The organism is Chromobacterium sp. CV08 (genome assembly GCF_051129845.1).
Taxonomy (GTDB): domain Bacteria; phylum Pseudomonadota; class Gammaproteobacteria; order Burkholderiales; family Chromobacteriaceae; genus Chromobacterium.
Genome location: NZ_CP150453.1, coordinates 641,712 through 657,469, shown reverse-complemented (window position 1 = coordinate 657,469; position 15,758 = coordinate 641,712). Strand labels below are relative to the sequence as shown.

The 15,758-nt window shown below is 62.5% G+C and carries 14 protein-coding genes; 3 read left to right on the top strand and 11 right to left on the bottom strand.

Features of this window, described 5'->3' with window-relative positions; translation table 11 throughout:
• Window positions 1–9 precede the first annotated feature (9 nt).
• Window positions 10–756: an alpha/beta fold hydrolase gene (locus WNM05_RS03190; protein ID WP_434632489.1), complete on the top strand. Its 747-nt coding sequence runs from the start codon at window positions 10–12 to the stop codon at window positions 754–756.
• Window positions 753–1,559: a hypothetical protein gene (locus WNM05_RS03185; RefSeq protein WP_434632486.1), complete on the top strand. Its 807-nt coding sequence runs from the start codon at window positions 753–755 to the stop codon at window positions 1,557–1,559. Before WNM05_RS03190 ends, WNM05_RS03185 begins: the two co-directional genes overlap by 4 nt.
• A 712-nt stretch (window positions 1,560–2,271) precedes the next feature.
• On the opposite strand, the gene glmS is transcribed toward WNM05_RS03185, so the two are convergent.
• Together glmS and WNM05_RS03175 are read right to left on the bottom strand one after the other, a co-directional pair.
• The gene (gene glmS / locus WNM05_RS03180; protein ID WP_434632483.1) at window positions 2,272–4,101 is read right to left on the bottom strand and encodes a glutamine--fructose-6-phosphate transaminase (isomerizing); all 1,830 of its coding nucleotides are present in this window, start codon (window positions 4,099–4,101) and stop codon (window positions 2,272–2,274) included.
• Window positions 4,101–4,892 (bottom strand): DeoR/GlpR family DNA-binding transcription regulator, encoded by a 792-nt coding sequence (locus tag WNM05_RS03175; RefSeq protein ID WP_434632480.1) that lies wholly within the window; start codon window positions 4,890–4,892, stop codon window positions 4,101–4,103. The genes glmS and WNM05_RS03175 overlap by 1 nt, the downstream gene beginning before the upstream one ends.
• A gap of 172 nt (window positions 4,893–5,064) precedes the next feature.
• On the opposite strand from WNM05_RS03175, the gene WNM05_RS03170 reads away from it, so the two are divergent.
• Complete coding sequence (locus WNM05_RS03170; protein WP_434632477.1) at window positions 5,065–7,653, top strand: InlB B-repeat-containing protein; 2,589 nt, start codon at window positions 5,065–5,067, stop codon at window positions 7,651–7,653.
• A gap of 82 nt (window positions 7,654–7,735) precedes the next feature.
• Here the strand turns inward: WNM05_RS03170 and glmU are convergent, their stop codons facing one another.
• The 9 genes from glmU to atpB all read right to left on the bottom strand — a co-directional run bounded on the left by glmU (window position 7,736) and on the right by atpB (window position 15,753).
• Entirely contained in the window at window positions 7,736–9,100 is a 1,365-nt protein-coding gene (gene glmU / locus WNM05_RS03165) for a bifunctional UDP-N-acetylglucosamine diphosphorylase/glucosamine-1-phosphate N-acetyltransferase GlmU (protein ID WP_434632474.1), read from the bottom strand.
• Window positions 9,101–9,181: 81 nt separating this feature from the next.
• Window positions 9,182–9,604 (bottom strand): F0F1 ATP synthase subunit epsilon, encoded by a 423-nt coding sequence (locus WNM05_RS03160; RefSeq protein WP_434632471.1) that lies wholly within the window; start codon window positions 9,602–9,604, stop codon window positions 9,182–9,184.
• An 11-nt stretch (window positions 9,605–9,615) separates the two neighbouring features.
• Window positions 9,616–11,013, bottom strand: a complete 1,398-nt coding sequence (gene atpD, locus WNM05_RS03155) for a F0F1 ATP synthase subunit beta (RefSeq protein ID WP_434632469.1) — start codon at window positions 11,011–11,013, stop codon at window positions 9,616–9,618.
• Window positions 11,014–11,053: 40 nt separating this feature from the next.
• Window positions 11,054–11,920 carry a F0F1 ATP synthase subunit gamma gene (gene atpG / locus WNM05_RS03150; RefSeq protein ID WP_434632467.1) on the bottom strand — a complete coding sequence of 289 codons (867 nt, stop codon included), beginning with the start codon at window positions 11,918–11,920 and terminating at the stop codon, window positions 11,054–11,056.
• A 39-nt stretch (window positions 11,921–11,959) separates the two neighbouring features.
• Complete coding sequence (gene atpA / locus WNM05_RS03145) at window positions 11,960–13,504, bottom strand: F0F1 ATP synthase subunit alpha (protein ID WP_434632464.1); 1,545 nt, start codon at window positions 13,502–13,504, stop codon at window positions 11,960–11,962.
• An 8-nt stretch (window positions 13,505–13,512) separates the two neighbouring features.
• Window positions 13,513–14,049, bottom strand: coding sequence for a F0F1 ATP synthase subunit delta (locus WNM05_RS03140; protein ID WP_434632461.1), 537 nt, complete (start codon window positions 14,047–14,049; stop codon window positions 13,513–13,515).
• A 7-nt stretch (window positions 14,050–14,056) separates the two neighbouring features.
• Window positions 14,057–14,527, bottom strand: coding sequence for a F0F1 ATP synthase subunit B (locus tag WNM05_RS03135; protein WP_434632458.1), 471 nt, complete (start codon window positions 14,525–14,527; stop codon window positions 14,057–14,059).
• A gap of 58 nt (window positions 14,528–14,585) precedes the next feature.
• Window positions 14,586–14,873: a F0F1 ATP synthase subunit C gene (gene atpE / locus WNM05_RS03130; protein WP_021474885.1), complete on the bottom strand. Its 288-nt coding sequence runs from the start codon at window positions 14,871–14,873 to the stop codon at window positions 14,586–14,588.
• 67 nt (window positions 14,874–14,940) lie between these two features.
• Window positions 14,941–15,753 carry a F0F1 ATP synthase subunit A gene (gene atpB, locus WNM05_RS03125; protein WP_434632455.1) on the bottom strand — a complete coding sequence of 271 codons (813 nt, stop codon included), beginning with the start codon at window positions 15,751–15,753 and terminating at the stop codon, window positions 14,941–14,943.
• Window positions 15,754–15,758: the final 5 nt, after the last annotated feature.

Here is a 15,758-nt window from a genome sequence, read left to right as displayed (position 1 = left end):
AGCAACATCATGAACAACCGTCAAAAACTAGTGATTATTCCCGGCTGGAGCAATGCGGGTAATAAAATGTGGAAGCATCAGCTGCCATATTTACAAGAACATTATGATGTTGAAACCATTGTTGTTTCAAATAAAACTACGGTTAGTGAAATGGCCGATGAAGTTTTAAGACGGACACCGGACACCTTCCTCCTATTGGGTCACTCGCTCGGCGGTCTGATTGCTCAAAATGTAGCACTTAAAGCTCCTCATCGCGTGAAACGACTCATGCTTGTGGGTACCTTTCCTGGTAATACGCCAGTCGAGCAGCGGGCCTTCTTTGAAACCGGCATGCTGAAACCACTATTGGATGGTTCGATAGCGCAACACTGGGAACAGCTGAACAAGGCATGCGTGGCGCCGACCCGGGAAAATGATCAAGATTTGTTGCAGGAATTACTTGAGTGCCAGGGTTTGTCAGTCGAAGGGTTGATCAATCAAACCAGAGTGCTGATGGATGCTCGAGATATTTCCAATCAACTTTCCGCCCTGACCATGCCAACGCTCATTCTGTATGGGCGTCAAGATCAGTTTTTTTCTCTGGAAATGCAGCACTTGATGATGGAGAAACTACCCAATGCCCAACTTTCTATCATAGAAGAGTGCGGTCACCTGCCCCCACTGGAACAGCCGGAAATGGTCAGCCATTTACTGACGCAATGGCTTGAATCAAATCGGGAATCGAATCTAATCGATAAGAAAGAGAAACAGCAATGATGAAATCTCTGACCAATTTGTTTGTGGCGTTTGCCATTTCAGCCACCATGATTCCTCGCATTGCCCAAGCGGGCCCGGAGGATCAGCTTCTGAAGATCTCGTATCTCGACGGAAAACTGCCCACTGTCGGGGTGGATAATGTTAATAAAGTTTTAGCGCCGATTGGCGTTCATATTAGCCTAGTGTCAACCCCAGCCGAGGCGATTCCTTTCATTGAGGCTTCCAAGACACGGGCACTGACCAAAGATGAAGAGCAACGTTTCATGGCACTCTTCTCACTAAATCGCAGGCAGTTGCTGGAAGAGATTTTCAAAGCTGGGCGCCAACCAGAAGTTCATCGCGGCGGCTATCTTACGACGTCCGACATCGGCGACACACCCTATCCCAAAATATACGATATGAAAGCCATTCATGCTGGTACTGCCAGCACCCTTCGCACAGCCCTGGCTAAATACGGCAAATTACACGTCAACACTTCAGATGACGGCTTCGGCCTTGATGAACTCATGACTGTCGTGTCTGGCGGACCGTGGGTCTGGTTTTTCCGCTTGCAGGATGGCGAGATTGTGAAACTATCTGTCGGTCCTGTACACGTCGGAGAAAAAGCTTTTCGTATCAGCTACCCCGGCCTGTTCCCACACGGTGCATTCATCAATGCTCCCTATGGACTGACCGTGGCATATGCAATCGGACCGAAGAATTTCCACATGCGCTACGATGATCCGAGCGTTGTCGGAGCTGACATCCTGGGAACCAACCCCTGGATTGACTTCACAGGTTCCACACCACAATTGCGGCACTAAGATCCGCTAAAAACCTACGCTGTGGCATGAATCTGCTTTAGGAAAAACCATTCTGCCCTGGACTGAAAAAACAGAGGCCAACAGATTCCATCCATATAAAAATCGAATTCCTATTTCGAACAAGATTAAACTATGCCTGAGGTCTTCGATTTATCCGAACAAGATGCTGCATTTCTACAGAACACCATAACTGGTCTTTCTGTGATTGCAGCAGCTGTTCCTGATCTTATTATAGGGGTGAAAGGTCTGAACTCGGCCCACCTCTACTGTTCACCGAACTATTTGATCCTATTAATAGAGCAGCGCGACGACGACAAAATCGCATTGAGCTTGCCGCGAGAGGAATGCTGGTCCCCCGGTCATCCGGTGCAGTCCGGATCGTTGGACGGTTCCACTCGTTATCAACACTCCAGGATAGCGATGATGAACTCAAGATCTGGCGTGCGGTCTCCTGCTCACTTTTCGCTTTGAGCTTATTTTAATGGCAGTGACGATTAAATGCACAATGCGGCTCATGGCAAGGCGGTGTTGATCAAGTGCATATCACACATCCAGATGCCATCGTGCCAAGAATGCTTTGCCCTGCGATTTCCTTACCGATAACGCGCAAAGACAAAGGGGCCTTAGGCCCCTTTGTCTTTCTCGGACTCTGAAAAATTTATCAGATCCGACCAACTTTATTCTCGCGGCTCACAGAGGACGCAAAACCGGCTTACTCCACCGTCACGCTCTTGGCCAGGTTCCTCGGCTTGTCCACGTCCGTGCCGCGTGACAGCGCCACGTGATAGGCCAGCATCTGCACCGGTATCGTGTGGACGATGGGGCTGAGGATGCCGACGTGGCGCGGCGTGCGGATCACGTGCACGCCGTCGGATTCGTGGAAGTGGCTGTCGGCGTCGGCGAACACGAACAGCTCGCCGCCGCGGGCGCGCACTTCCTGCATATTCGACTTCACCTTCTCCAGCAGCGCGTCGTTCGGCGCGATCACCACCACCGGCATGTTCTCGTCGACCAGCGCCAGCGGGCCGTGCTTCAGCTCCCCGGCCGGATAGGCCTCGGCGTGGATGTAGGAGATTTCCTTCAGCTTCAGCGCGCCTTCCAGCGCGATCGGATAATGCAGGCCGCGGCCGAGGAAGAGCGCGTCGTCCTTGGCGGCGAAGCGCTCCGACCAGGCCTTGATCTGCGGCTCCAGGTTCAGCGCGTGCTGCACGCTGCCCGGCAGGTGGCGCAGCTCGTCCAGGTATTGGGCCTCGTCGGCGGCCGTCACCTTGCCGCGCGTCTTGCCCAACGTCACCGCCAGCGCGAACAGGCCGACCAGCTGGGTGGTGAAGGCCTTGGTCGACGCCACGCCGATCTCGGCGCCGGCGCGGGTGTAGAACACCAGCTCGCTGGCGCGCGGAATCGCCGATTCGCGCACATTGCAGATCGACAGCGCGTGCTGGTGGCCCAGTTCTTTCGCGTACTTCAGCGCCTCCATCGTGTCCAGCGTCTCGCCGGACTGGGAGATGGTGACGACCAGGTGCCTCGGGTTGGCGAAGGCGTCGCGGTAGCGGTATTCGCTGGCGATTTCCACATCGCACGACAGGCCGGCGATGCTTTCGATCCAGTACTTGGCGGTCAGGCCGGCGTAGTAGCTGGTGCCGCAGGCCAGGATCTTGACGCCTTCCAGCTGCGGCAGGATGCCGGCCGCGGCGTCGCCGAACAGCTCGGGGTTGAAGCCGCAGTCCTGCACCGCTTCTATGGTGTCGGCCAGCGCCTTCGGCTGCTCGTGGATTTCCTTCTGCATGAAGTGGCTGTACGGGCCCAGCTCCAAGGAGGCCAGCGAGACGTCGGACAGGTGCACCGGCCGCTCGATGGCCTGGTCGTGCTTGTCGACCAGCGTGACGCCGTCGCGGGTCAGGCGGCCGATGTCGCCCTCTTCCAGGAAGATCACGCGGCGGGTGGCCGACAGGATGGCGGAGACGTCGGAGGCGATGAAGTTCTCGCCGTCGCCCAGTCCCACCAGCAGCGGGCAGCCCATGCGGGCGCACACCAGCTCGTCCGGGCGGTCCAGCGCGATCACGCCGATCGCGTAGGCGCCGGTCAGTTCGCGCGTGGCCTTCTTCACCGCGTCGAACAGGCTGTCGCCGGCCTGGTAGTAGTGATGCACCAGGTGGGCGATCACTTCGGTGTCGGTCTGCGACTCGAAGGCGTAGCCCAGGCCCTTCAGGCGCAGGCGCTGCTCCTCGTGGTTTTCGATGATGCCGTTGTGCACGACGGCGATCTTGTCGAAGGAGACGTGCGGGTGGGCGTTGTACTCGGTCACGCCGCCATGGGTGGCCCAGCGGGTATGGCCGATGCCGAGCCGGCCATGCAGGCCTTCCTCGGCGGCGGCGCCTTCCATCTCGGCCACGCGGCCGACGCGGCGCACGCGGCGGATTTCGTCGCCGGCCAGCACGGCCACGCCGGCCGAATCGTAGCCGCGGTATTCCAGCCGCTTCAGGCCGTCCACCAGAACCGGAACCACATCACGCGCCGCGATGGCGCCAACGATGCCGCACATTACTTTCTCCTAGAACTATCTTGATTGGTGGGCGCGCAAATCAGCGTCACGCCCTTCGCTTGAATCTGTTTCCCGGCCTCCTCGGAGAGGCCATCGTCGGTCACCAGCGTGTGCACGCGTTCCCACGGCAGCTCGAGATTGGGGATGCGGCGGCCTATCTTTTCCGACTCCACCATCACGATCACTTCGCGCGCCACTTCCGCCATCACGCGCGACAGACCGACCAGCTCGTTGAAGGTGGTGGTGCCGCGGGCCAGGTCTATGCCGTCGGCGCCGATGAACAGCTGGTCGAAATCGTAGGAACGCAGCACCTGCTCGGCCACCTGGCCCTGGAAGGACTCCGAATGCGGGTCCCAGGTGCCGCCGGTCATCAGCAGGATCGGTTCGTTTTCCAGTTCGCGCAGCTGTCCGGCCACGTTCAGCGAATTGGTCATCACCACCAGGCCGCGCTTGTTGCCGAGCAGCGGGATCATCGCGCTGGTGGTGGTGCCGCTGTCTATGATCACGCGGTTGTGGTCGCGGATGCGCTCGGCCGCCGCGCGCGCGATCGCCTGCTTTCGCTTCGAAACCTGGACGAGGTCCGGCTCCGCCATCATCTCGCTGGGCAGCGACACCGCGCCGCCGTAACGGCGCAGCAGCAGGCCTCCGGTCTCCAGCAGCGCCAGGTCCTTGCGTATCGTCACTTCCGAAGTCGCAAAGCGCTGGGTCAGCTCTTCGACGCTGACCTCGCCCCTTTCCTGCACCAGCGCGGCAATCGCATGGCGGCGCTGCTGAGTGTTTCGTTTCGTCATAACAAGTTTCGTTTCGAAAGTTTTGTGATGATAATCGCCGGCCAGGCGAAAGACAAGACCCGCCGCGCGGGCAAACGAAACAGAGCTGTCTGATTTTGCGCGGCCCGGCGGCTCCCGCCGTCCGCCGGCGCGCATCGTCCGGTTTGACGATACCCCGACAAAGGACGACGACATGGCTTCATCGACGGACAGGCCGGTTTTCTTGCACGCCGTCAACGCTGACAGCGAAACCCGGGTCTGCGATCTGGATATGGCGGCCTTGCGCGCGGCCTTCTTCCCTCCCCGCGGCGCGGAGGCGCCGCCGCTGACGCTGAACCTGTCCGCCGAGCTCGCGCTGACGCTGCGGACGGTGTCGGTGAAACCGGTCGGCGCCGGCGGCGCGGTCTGGCGCGGCGGCTTGCCCGGCATGCCCGATGTGCGCGCCTATCTGGCCGCGATGGGCTTGGACGGGAGCGGCGACGCCCCGCCCGTCGTCTCCGGCTGCGTGATGCTGAACGGACGCGATTACGCGATCCGTCCCGAGACCGGCGGCAGGGTTCGCATCGCGCGCGTCCGCCGCGCGCCGGGCTTCTGCGGCGGCGCCCTGGTTCCGGATACGGCGCCGGCGGACGCCGGCGATATCGATATCGAGCAGGCAGACGAGGAAGCAGGCACCGCCGTCATCCACGTGCTGGCGCTGTATCCGCCGGATATCCGGATAGGCGGGGTCGGCGGCGAGGCCGCTGTCGCGGCGGCGATGGCGGTGGCCAGGACGCAGACCAACGAGGCCTTCCTGCACAGCGGCATAGACGCGCGCGTCGAAATCACGGTCCGGGCCTTGCCGTCGCTGCCGCACGTCGATGTCGTGGCCCTGCTGGCCGCGGTGACCGGAAAGCCGGGAGGCCCGCTGTGGAACGAGGTGTCGGCCGCGCGCGACCAGGCGCGGGCGGCCGTGGTCGCGCTGCTGACCGATCAGGCCAGACCGAACGACTTCGGCCTGGTGATGGGCAAGGCCGCCAGCATTCCCGAACCGCCGCGGCGCGATGCGTCTGATCTGCTGCGCGCGACGTTCGCGATAGTCGTCGACGGCGACAGCCGCTACACCTTCAGCCATGAACTCGGGCATTTGCTGGGCGGCAAGCACGACAGGCTGACCCAGCCCGGCCGCGGCCCCTTCTCCCCGCAATACGACTATGTCCGGGGCCATGTTCCGGCCGACAAGTCATTCGTCACGGTGATGGGTTATGAAGACGAGGGCCTTTCCCGCGTGCCGGCCTACTCCGCCGCCGACCGGAGCTGGAACGGCAAGGCGCTGGGCATTCCGCTCGGCCAGCCCGACGCCGCCGATGCCGCGCGTTTCTTCCGCCTCAGCACCCAGGTGGTCGCGCGCTACCGCGGTGCCAGCGCGCCGCTCAGGGATGTGGTGGCGTTGGAGCTGTCGGTCGACCCGGCGCTGGGCGGCACCGCCACGCCCGGCATGCTGGGTCCCTATGCCAGGGGCAGCCTGGTATCGGTCACCGCCACACCGCGCGTCGGCTACCGCTTCGCCCGCTGGATGCTGGATGGACGGGACGCCGGCTCCGATCCGCATATCACGGTCTCGATGGAACAGGCGCACGCGCTGGCGGCTGTGTTCGTCGACGGCGACCAGTGGTGCCGGCTGGAGGTGGCGCCGCTGCCCGCCGACGCCGGCGGCCGGATCGTCCTGACGCCGCCGGGCCCCGCCTACCTTCCGGGAAGCATGGTCAACGTGGAATTGACGGCCTTGGCGCCCGGCCATGCGCTGGAGCAATGGCGGCTGGACGGACAGCCGGTCGGCGGCGAGGCGTCGCTGGCGCTGCGCATGGAGCGGGCCCATCACCTGGAGGCGAAGCTCAGGGACAACCGGACGCTGAGCCGGCTACGCGAGGACCAGATCCTGGAGGCGGACGGCGAACGGCGGCTGACGGTGCGCGTGCTAGACAAGACGAACGGCGCGCCGCTGCCGGAGCAATGGATCGCGTTCAGCCTGCCCCGCGCGCCGAAGGGAACGCGGCTGAAAGGCGAACCCCGGGTGCGGACCGACGCAGAAGGCTACGCGCACGCGACGCTGCAAACCGGCAGCGAGCTGGGCGCGGTGCAGGTGGACGCGCGGCTGTCGACCGGCGCGGCGGTCCGCTTCGATTTCGAGATCGCCGGCAGGGTCCTGGTCATCACCGGCGGCAACAAGCAGTCGCTGTTCAGCGGCGACACGCCGGCGCCGCTGCGGGTCCAGGTCCGCGAGATGGGCCGGCCGGTCGGCGCCGGCACCCAGGTGACCTTCGTGCTGGCCGCCGCGGGTCCCGGACTGTTGTTGCCCGACACCCATGCGACGACAAACAGCCAGGGCGAGGCCAGCATCCAGTTGAGCGGCCGGATCCGGCCCCCGGGACACGCCATCATCGGCGCGGCCGCCGAGGGGGCGCACGAGCCGGTGCTGTTCGATGTCTGGGCGGTCGAGAATCGCTCGCTGGAAATCGCGCCCAAGCTGCTCCGGCTCAAGGTCGGAGACTCCGCCCGCCTGACGGCCATGGTGCAGGACGACGGCCATCTCGGCCGCCATGTGCCGGTCCGCTTCTCGCTGGACGCCGGAACGACGGGACTGACGCTGCCGACCGGCAGCGTGCCGACCGACGACGACGGCAAGGCGGTGATCCACACCACGGCGGCGACCGCCGGCGGCACCGCCAGGATCACCGTGGTCGCGGCGCACGCCGACGGCGGCTCGCCGGCGCAGACTTGCGAGCTGCATGTCCGCGGGTGAAGGGAAGCGCAATGGGAAACGGCATCCGCGAAGCGGATGCCGTTTTGCCTAGCCGGGCCGGCGGACTCGCCGCCGCCTGCGATCAGGACTTCTTCTGCGGCCGCTTCCAGCCGGCGACCGTCACCTGGCGCGCGCGCGCCACCGTCAGCGCGCCTGCCGGCGCATCCTTGCTGATCACCGAGCCCGCGCCTATCGTGGCGTCGCTTTCCAGCGTCACCGGCGCCACCATCAGCGTGCCGGAACCGACGAAGACATTGTCGCCTATCACGGTCCTGGACTTGTTGACGCCGTCGTAATTGCAGGTGACCGAACCGGCGCCGACATTGACCTTGCGGCCGATCTCGGCATCGCCGATATACGTCAGATGGTTGACCTTGGAGCCTTCGCCGATCACGCTCTTCTTCACTTCGACGAAGTTGCCGATATGCACATGGCCGGCCAGCTCCGCGCCCGGGCGCAGCCGCGCGTACGGGCCTATCCTGCACGCCTCGCCGACCACAGCGTCCTCCAGGTGCGAGAATGGCGCGATCTTGCTGCCGGCGGCGACGCGGACATTCTTCAGCACGCAATGGGCGCCGATCTCGACATTGTCGCCCAGCTCCACTCGGCCCTCGAACACGCAGCCGACGTCGATGCTGACGTCCATGCCGTGCTTCAGCTCGCCGCGGATGTCGATGCGCGCCGGATCGGCCAGCGTGACGCCGGCTTCCAGCAAGGCGCGGGCCTGGCCCAGCTGCAGAATGCGCTCCAGCTCGGCGAGCTGCAGCTTGTTGTTGACGCCGGAAGCCTCCCAGCTGGCGTCGACGCTGGCGCTGTCCACCGCCACGCCGTCGTTCACCGCCAGTTCCAGCACGTCGGTCAGATAATATTCGCCCTGGGCGTTGCCGTTGTTCAGCGCGGACAGCCAGCCGGCCAGGCGCGCGTTCGGCAGCGCCATCATGCCGGTGTTGATCTCGCGGATGGCCAGCTGTTCCGGCGTGCAATCCTTGTGTTCGACGATGGCTTTCAGCTTGCCGTCGGCGCCGCGCACCATGCGGCCGTAGCCAGTGGCGTCGGCCAGCACGTCGGTCAGCACCGCCATGCCTTGGCCCGCGGCATCCACCAGCTTTTGCAGCGTCGATGCCTTGGTCAAGGGCACATCTCCGTACAGCACCAGGGTCTTGCCGTCCGCCGGCAAGTGCGGCAGCGCCATCTTCAGCGCGTGGCCGGTGCCCAACTGCTCCGCCTGCTCGGCCCAGACGATGTCGGCATCCTGAATCCTGGCGCGCACCTGTTCGCCGCCGTGGCCGTACACCACCACCAGTCGGGACGGGTTCAGGGCCCGCGCGGTACGTATCACCCGCGCCAGCATCGGTTCTCCACCGATAGGATGCAACACCTTGGGCATAGAGGAGTACATGCGCTTGCCTTTGCCGGCAGCGAGAATGACGATGCTCAGACTATCCATGATAATTTTGCTTCACCAGAACGGAAAAAGGCTGCCACTTGCGTGGCAGCCTAGCACTATACACGATTACGTCTCGCGCAATCAGTGAGCGCGCCTCTTGAGGTAGTCCAGCGTCTTGAGCTCGGCAATCGCCACCGCCAGTGCGGCGTGGGCCTTGGCCGTGCTCGTGTCGTCGGTCGCGCGCTTGAGGGCATCCTCGGCAGCGCGTTTCGCCTCATTGGCGCGGGCCTCATCGAGATCCTCGCCGCGGATCGCCGTATCGGCGAGCACGGTGATCAGGCTCGGCTGCACTTCCATCATGCCGCCGGACACCGCCACCAGTACTTCTTCCTTGTTGCCCGGCACCTTCAGACGAAGCACGCCGGGCTTGATACGGGTCAGGAGCGGCACGTGTTGCGGGTAGACGCCGATCTCGCCTTCGGTGGCCGGCGCGACGACGAATTCCGCCTCGCCGGAGAAGATGAGTTGCTCGGTGCTAACCACTTCCACACGCATCTTGGACATCCGCCCTCTCCTTAGTTAAGGGTCTTGGCTTTCTCGGCAGCTTCTTCGATCGAACCAACCATGTAGAACGCTTGTTCCGGCAGGTGGTCGTATTCGCCAGCGAGAATGGCCTTGAAGCCCTTGATGGTTTCGCGCAGCGGCACGTATTTGCCCGGGGAACCGGTAAACACTTCGGCCACGTGGAACGGCTGGGACAGGAAGCGCTGGATCTTACGGGCGCGAGCCACGACCAGTTTGTCTTCCTCGGACAGTTCGTCCATGCCCAGAATCGCGATGATGTCGCGCAGTTCCTTGTAGCGCTGCAGGGTGGACTGCACGCCGCGGGCGACCGAGTAGTGCTCGTCGCCGACGACCAGCGGATCCAGCTGGCGCGAAGTGGAGTCGAGCGGGTCCACGGCCGGGTAGATACCCAGCGAGGCGATGTCGCGCGACAGTACCACGGTAGCGTCCAAGTGGGCGAAGGTGGTCGCCGGGGACGGGTCGGTCAAGTCATCCGCAGGGACGTACACGGCCTGGATGGAGGTGATGGAACCATCCTTGGTCGAGGTGATGCGTTCTTGCAGACGGCCCATTTCCTCGGCCAGCGTCGGCTGGTAGCCCACCGCGGACGGCATACGGCCCAGCAGAGCGGACACTTCGGTACCGGCCAGCGTGTAACGGTAGATATTGTCCACGAACAACAGAACGTCGCGGCCCTTGCCGTTTTCGTCCTTCTCATCGCGGAAGTGCTCGGCCATCGTCAGGCCGGTCAGGGCCACGCGCAGACGGTTGCCCGGCGGCTCGTTCATCTGACCGTAAACCATCGCCACCTTGTCCAGAACGTTGGAGTCCTTCATTTCGTGGTAGAAGTCGTTGCCCTCACGGGTACGCTCACCGACGCCAGCGAACACGGACAGACCCGAGTGGGCCTTCGCGATGTTGTTGATCAGTTCCATCATGTTGACGGTCTTGCCGACACCGGCGCCGCCGAACAGACCCACCTTGCCGCCCTTGGCGAACGGGCACAGCAGGTCGATCACCTTGATGCCGGTTTCCAGGATGTCGGAGGCGGCCGACAGTTCGTCGAACTTCGGCGCGGACTGGTGGATGGCGCGACGGGCGTCGGTAGCCACCGGACCGGCTTCGTCAACCGGGTTGCCCAGTACGTCCATGATGCGGCCGAGGGTGGCGGCGCCAACCGGCACCGAGATCGGTGCGCCGGTGTTGGCAACGGCCATGCCACGCTTCAGACCGTCGGAGCTGCCCATCGCAATGGTACGGACCACGCCGTCGCCCAGCTGTTGCTGAACTTCGAGCGTCAGGTCGGCGTCCACCAGCTTCAGGGCATCATAAACCTTCGGCATGGCGTCGCGCGGAAATTCCACGTCGATCACCGCGCCAATGATTTGTACGATTTTGCCTTGGCTCATTATCGCTTCCTAAAAATAAACTTTGTGTTCCGCAAGTGGGCTACACCGCGGCGGCGCCTGCCACGATTTCCGACAGCTCGGTCGTAATCGCCGCTTGACGCGCCTTGTTGTACACCAGGCGCAGCTGCTTGATGGTGTTGCCGGCGTTGTCGGTGGCGGCCTTCATCGCCACCATACGCGCGGCCTGCTCGGAAGCCATGTTCTCGGCCAGAGCCTGATACACCACCGATTCCAGATAACGGCGCACCAGGAATTCCATCAGCGTCGGCGCATCCGGCTCGTACAGGTAATCCCACGAGTGCGAATGCTCGACCACCATGTGGTGCGGCGTCAGCGGAAGCAGCTGTTCCAGTGCCGGCTCCTGCTTCATGGTGTTCACGAAGCTGGAGTACACGATGTAAACCGCATCCAGTTCGCCTTCGGCGTACTGCTTGAACAGAACCGTAAGCGGGCCAATCAGTTTCTCCATCTTCGGCATGTCGCCGAGATGGACCGCGCTTGCCACCACGTTCAGACGGGCGCGCTGGGCAGCGCCGAGGCCTTTCTGGCCCAGGCAGCAGACGTCGACTTCGACGCCCTGATCCTGCAACTCCTTGACCTTGGCGAAGAAGCGCTTGAACGAGTTCACGTTCAAACCGCCGCAAAGGCCCTTGTCGGAGGAAACCAGGATGATGCCGGCGCGCTTGATCGTCTCGCGACGGGCAAGCAGAGGGTGACTCAGTTCCGCATTCGCCTGAGCGAGGTGCGCCATAACCGTGCGCACCTTCTCGGCGTAAGGACGGGCAGCGCGCATACGCTCTTGCGTCTTGCGCATCTTCGAGGTCGACACCATCTGCATAGCGCGGGTGATCTTCTGCGTGTTCTGCACGCTTCGGATCTTGGTGAGAATCTCTTTACCGACTGCCATATCCTGAACCTTTCTCTAGCTACGACGTAAGTCGAAGGCTCAGTTGAAGCTGTAGCCGGCCTTGAACGATTCCATCGCCTTGGCCAGTACCTTCTCGTTGTCGGCAGACAGATCACCGGAGGCGTTCACGGCCTGCAGCACTTCGGCGTGGTTCGCACGCACATTGGCCAGGAACTCGGCTTCGAAAGCCAGGGCCTTCTTCACCGGAACGTCTTCGTAGCTGCCCTTGTTCACCGCCCACAGGGTCAGCGCCATTTCCGCGGTCGACAGGGTGGAGAACTGCTTCTGCTTCATCAGTTCGGTCACCACTTCACCGTGGGACAGCTGCTTGCGGGTGGCTTCGTCCAGATCGGAGGCGAACTGCGCGAACGCAGCCAACTCGCGGTACTGGGCCAGCGCCAGACGGATACCGCCGCCGAGCTTCTTGATCACCTTGGTCTGAGCGGCGCCGCCGACGCGCGATACCGAGATACCGGCGTTGATGGCCGGACGGATGCCCGCGTTGAACAGGTCGGTCTCCAGGAAGATCTGGCCGTCGGTGATCGAGATCACGTTGGTCGGAACGAAGGCGGACACGTCGCCTGCCTGGGTTTCGATGATAGGCAGCGCGGTCAGCGAGCCGGTCTTGCCCTTCACGGCGCCGCCGGTCAGCTTTTCCACTTCCTCTTCGTTGATGCGCGCGGCGCGCTCCAACAGACGGGAGTGCAGATAGAACACGTCGCCCGGGTAGGCTTCGCGGCCCGGCGGACGGCGCAGCAGCAGCGAGATCTGACGGTAGGCGACGGCTTGCTTGGACAGGTCGTCGTACACGATCAGCGCGTCTTCGCCGATGTCGCGGAAGTATTCGCCCATCGCGCAGCCGGAGTACGGGGCGATGAACTGCAGGGCGGCGGCTTCGGAAGCGGTGGCGGCCACGATGATGGTGTGACCCATCGCGCCGTGCTCTTCCAGCTTGCGAACCACGTTGGCGATGGAGGAAGCCTTCTGACCCACGGCTACGTAGATGCAGATGACGCCATTGCCCTTCTGGTTGATGATGGCGTCCAGCGCCACGGCGGTCTTGCCGGTCTGACGGTCGCCGATGATCAGCTCGCGCTGGCCGCGGCCGACCGGAACCATCGAGTCGATGGACTTCAGGCCGGTCTGCATCGGCTGCGACACCGACTTACGCGCGATCACGCCCGGGGCGATCTTTTCGATCGGGGACGATTTCTTGGCGTTGATCGGGCCTTTGCCGTCGATAGGCTGACCCAGGGCGTTGACCACGCGGCCAACCAGCTCCGGACCGACCGGCACTTCCAGAATGCGACCGGTGCACTTGACTTCGTCGCCTTCGGAGATGTGCTCGTACTCGCCCAGCACCACGGCGCCGACCGAGTCGCGCTCCAGGTTCATGGCGAGGCCAAAGGTGTTGCCCGGGAATTCGAGCATTTCGCCCTGCATCACGTCGGCCAGGCCGTGGATGCGGACGATACCGTCGGTCACGGAGATAACCGTGCCCTTGGTGCGAACTTCAGCGCCTTCAGCCAGATTCTGGATCTTGGCCTTGATCAGATCGCTGATTTCAGAGGGGTTCAACTGCATGATCTCTCCTAATTCTTGAGGCTTGCTGCCATTGCCTGCAGTTTGCCGCGCACGGAAGCGTCGATGACATCGTCGCCGACCGACACGCGAACGCCGCCGATCAGGTCGGCGTTCTCACGCACGTCAAGACGCACGGCTTTGCCGTACTTCTTGGAAAGCATGTTGGTCAGTTCGGCTTTCTGTTCATCGGACAAAGCAAAAGCGGACTCCACCAGGGCGTCCACAATGTTTTCCGATTGCGCCTTCAGCAATTCAAACTGCGCGGCGATTTCGGGCAGCAGCGTCAAACGGGCGTTCTCGATCAGCGTGGCGATGAAGCGTTTCACGTCTTCATTGCCGCGCGAGCCGAGCACATCCAGCATCAGCGCCTCAACCTCTTGTGCGGTATGTTTCGGATTGGTGACGACTTGGGCCAGATCCGGGTTGTTCACCATGGCAGCCAGCCACGACAGCGCATCCGACCACTGGTCGAGCTTGCCCTGTTCCGTGGCGAGGCTGTATACCGCTTCGGCGTAGGGCCTTGCGACGGTAATGAGTTCTGCCATGAGTTAGTTAAAACTCCGCTTTGATGGAGGCAAGCAGGTCGGCGTGCTTGGCGGCGTCGATCTCCTTGCGCAGGATCTTCTCGGCGCCGGCAACGGCCAGGTCGGCGACATGCGCGCGCAGAGCTTCCTTGGCGCGCAGCACTTCCTGGTCAGTTTCCGCCTTGGCGTCGGCCACGATGCGGGCACCTTCGGTGCGCGCCGCTTCCTTGGCTTCGTCCACGATCTGATTGGCACGCTTCTCGGCAGCGACCACGATCTCGGTAGCCTGCTGCTTGGCCTTGCGGAGTTCGTCCGCAACGCGCTTTTCAGCGGCTTCCAGATCCTGCTTGCCACGCTCAGCTGCGGCCAAGCCATCAGCAATGCGCTTGGCCCGCTCATCCATCATGTTGGTAAGCGGAGGCCAAACAAACTTCATGGTGAACCATACCAGGATGGCGAAGGTGATCGCCTGACCCAGTAGTGTTACGTTGAATTCCACGCTTGTTTTCCTCCAGAGTATGACTACAACAACCGTCTACGTGTCCGTCGGAAACGGATTAGTGAGCCGCCTTAACGATGGCCAGGGCAGCGGACAGGAACGGGTTGTTGAAGGTGAACAGCATGGCGACACCAACACCAATCATGGAGATCGCGTCCAGCAGACCGGCGATGATGAACAGCTTGGTTTGCAGAACCGGGATCATTTCCGGCTGGCGAGCGGAGGACTCGAGGAATTTGCCGCCGAGGATGGCGAAACCGATGGCGGTACCCAGAGCGCCCAGGCCAATGATCAGGGCTGCAGCAATTGCGGTCATCGACTGGATCTGAGAAACGAGTGCTTCCATTGTGTATCTCCTAAGACTTAATGCAAGGATGGTTGGTAAAAGTAAAACGAATGAAATCTACGGTAAATCAGTGCGCTTCCACTGCCAGGCTCAGGTACACGATGGTCAGCATCATGAACACGAAGGCCTGCAGCGTGATGATCAGGATGTGGAAGATCGCCCACGGCGCGCCCAGCACCCACTGCAGGCCCCACGGCAGCAGCGCGATCAGGATGAAGATCAGCTCGCCGGCGTACAGGTTGCCGAACAACCGCAGCGACAGCGAGATCGGCTTGGCGGCCAGCTCGACCAGCTGGAAGGCGAAGTTCAGCGGGGCCAGGATGATGGCGCCGATCGGGTGGGAGCTGTGGAACGGAGCGGTCAGCAGTTCCTTGCCCCAGCCGCCCAGGCCCTTGGCCTTGATCGAGAAGCCGACGATCAGGATCAGCACCGACAGCGACATCGCGAAAGTCGCGTTGACGTCGGCGGACGGCACGACGCGGAAGTACACGTGGTGCGGCTCCAGGCCGAAGAAGGTGTGGCCGATCCACTGGGCGGCCATCGGGAACAGATCCACCGGGAACAGGTCCATGAAGTTCATCAGGAACACCCAGCAGAAGATGGTCAGCGCCAGCGGGGCGATCATCTTGCTCTGGCCATGGAACACTTCCTTGACCTGGGTCTGCACCATCTCGACCACCATCTCGACGAAGAGCTGCAGACGGCCCGGCGCCTCGATGCTGCCGCGGCGCGCCACGACGGCGAACACGGCGGCGAAGATGAAGCCCAGCAGCAGGGAGATGGAGAAGGTGTCGACGTGCAGGCTCCAGAAGCCGGCGGACGGGTCGGAATTCCAGAACGTCAGGTGGTGCTTGATGTAATCGGTTGCGTTGCTTGCCATCGCTC

Coding starts and splice junctions, on each gene's coding strand:
- WNM05_RS03190 (WP_434632489.1), top strand. CDS start 10: ATGAACAACCGTCAAAAACTAGTGATTATTCCCGGCTGGAGCAATGCG.
- WNM05_RS03185 (WP_434632486.1), top strand. CDS start 753: ATGATGAAATCTCTGACCAATTTGTTTGTGGCGTTTGCCATTTCAGCC.
- glmS (WP_434632483.1), bottom strand. CDS start 4,101: ATGTGCGGCATCGTTGGCGCCATCGCGGCGCGTGATGTGGTTCCGGTT.
- WNM05_RS03175 (WP_434632480.1), bottom strand. CDS start 4,892: ATGACGAAACGAAACACTCAGCAGCGCCGCCATGCGATTGCCGCGCTG.
- WNM05_RS03170 (WP_434632477.1), top strand. CDS start 5,065: ATGGCTTCATCGACGGACAGGCCGGTTTTCTTGCACGCCGTCAACGCT.
- glmU (WP_434632474.1), bottom strand. CDS start 9,100: ATGGATAGTCTGAGCATCGTCATTCTCGCTGCCGGCAAAGGCAAGCGC.
- WNM05_RS03160 (WP_434632471.1), bottom strand. CDS start 9,604: ATGTCCAAGATGCGTGTGGAAGTGGTTAGCACCGAGCAACTCATCTTC.
- atpD (WP_434632469.1), bottom strand. CDS start 11,013: ATGAGCCAAGGCAAAATCGTACAAATCATTGGCGCGGTGATCGACGTG.
- atpG (WP_434632467.1), bottom strand. CDS start 11,920: ATGGCAGTCGGTAAAGAGATTCTCACCAAGATCCGAAGCGTGCAGAAC.
- atpA (WP_434632464.1), bottom strand. CDS start 13,504: ATGCAGTTGAACCCCTCTGAAATCAGCGATCTGATCAAGGCCAAGATC.
- WNM05_RS03140 (WP_434632461.1), bottom strand. CDS start 14,049: ATGGCAGAACTCATTACCGTCGCAAGGCCCTACGCCGAAGCGGTATAC.
- atpE (WP_021474885.1), bottom strand. CDS start 14,873: ATGGAAGCACTCGTTTCTCAGATCCAGTCGATGACCGCAATTGCTGCA.
- atpB (WP_434632455.1), bottom strand. CDS start 15,753: ATGGCAAGCAACGCAACCGATTACATCAAGCACCACCTGACGTTCTGG.